This is a genomic window from Nocardia sp. NPDC051911 (assembly GCF_040681035.1).
Classification (GTDB): domain Bacteria; phylum Actinomycetota; class Actinomycetes; order Mycobacteriales; family Mycobacteriaceae; genus Nocardia; species Nocardia sichangensis.
Genome location: NZ_JBFAXY010000116.1, coordinates 1 through 1144, shown reverse-complemented (window position 1 = coordinate 1144; position 1144 = coordinate 1). Strand labels below are relative to the sequence as shown.

Below are 1144 nucleotides of genomic sequence, written 5' to 3'. Positions count from 1 at the left end.
TTCATCGCAGCACCTATGCCCGACCGGAGAAAACCGTGAATCCAGTGTCGCCCGTCTCCTCGATCGAGAACGAACCGGACACAAATCCTTTCCTGCCCGATCTGGAACGCCGGATGCGGGAGTGCGACGAGTTCTTCCGGCTGCCCGAATTGGCGCACCTGAGCGCGCAGCGCCGACGCTGCGCGCTGGAGCAGCTCGAACAGACCGGCTCCTACCTCCAGACCGCCGAGGAGATCCTGATCGGAGCCAAACTCGCCTGGCGCAATCACGCCCGCTGCGTCGGCCGCAAGCATTGGCGCTCGTTGAAATTGCTCGACGCCCGGCGGGTCCGCTCGGCGCGCGACCTGGCCGAGGTCTGCTGGCAGCACCTGCACATGGCCACCAACAACGGCGCTATTCAGTCGATGATCACCGTCGGGCCGCCGCGGCAACCGGACGGGCGCGAGTTCCGCATCGTCAGCCCGCAGATCATCCGCTACGCGGGCTACCGCAACGGGGACGGGACGGTCACCGGCGACGCCGCCAACGTCGAGCTCACCGCATTCGCGATGAAGCTCGGGTGGCGCGGCGCCGGAACGCCTTTCGACATCCTTCCGCTGCTGATCAGTACCCCGGACGAGCCGGTTCGCTGGTTCGACATCCCGCCCGAACTCGCACGCGAGGTGGAACTAGAGCATCCTGAGTTCGAGTGGTTCGCCGGACTGGGCCTGCGCTGGCACGCGCTGCCCGCGGTGTCCGACATGAATCTCGAGATCGGCGGCATGACCTATCCGTTCGCACCGTTCAACGGCTGGTATCTGGGCGCGGAGATCGGTGCGCGCAATCTCAGCGACACCAACCGCTACAACATGCTCCCGCTCATCGCGGAGATGATGTGCCTGGACACCCGGGCAGAGCGCAACCTCTGGCGCGATCAGGCTCTGGTCGAACTCAACCGCGCGGTGCTGCACAGCTTCCGCAAGGCGGGCGTGTACATCGTCGACCATCACACCGTCGCCAAACAGTTCTGCGATCACGTCGAGCGCGAGGAAGCCGCGGGCCGAGCCTGCCCCACCGACTGGTCCTGGATCAACCCGCCGATCTCCTCCGGCCTGACCCCGACCTTCCACCGCTACTACGACCCACCCGACATGGACATCCGGCC

At 66.0% G+C, this 1144-nt stretch carries 1 protein-coding gene; it reads left to right on the top strand.

The window, feature by feature from the left end:
* Positions 1-113: 113 nt before the first annotated feature.
* The coding region (locus tag AB0L97_RS38670; protein WP_364440036.1) for a nitric oxide synthase oxygenase at positions 114-1144 on the top strand (1031 nt) is incomplete at its 3' end.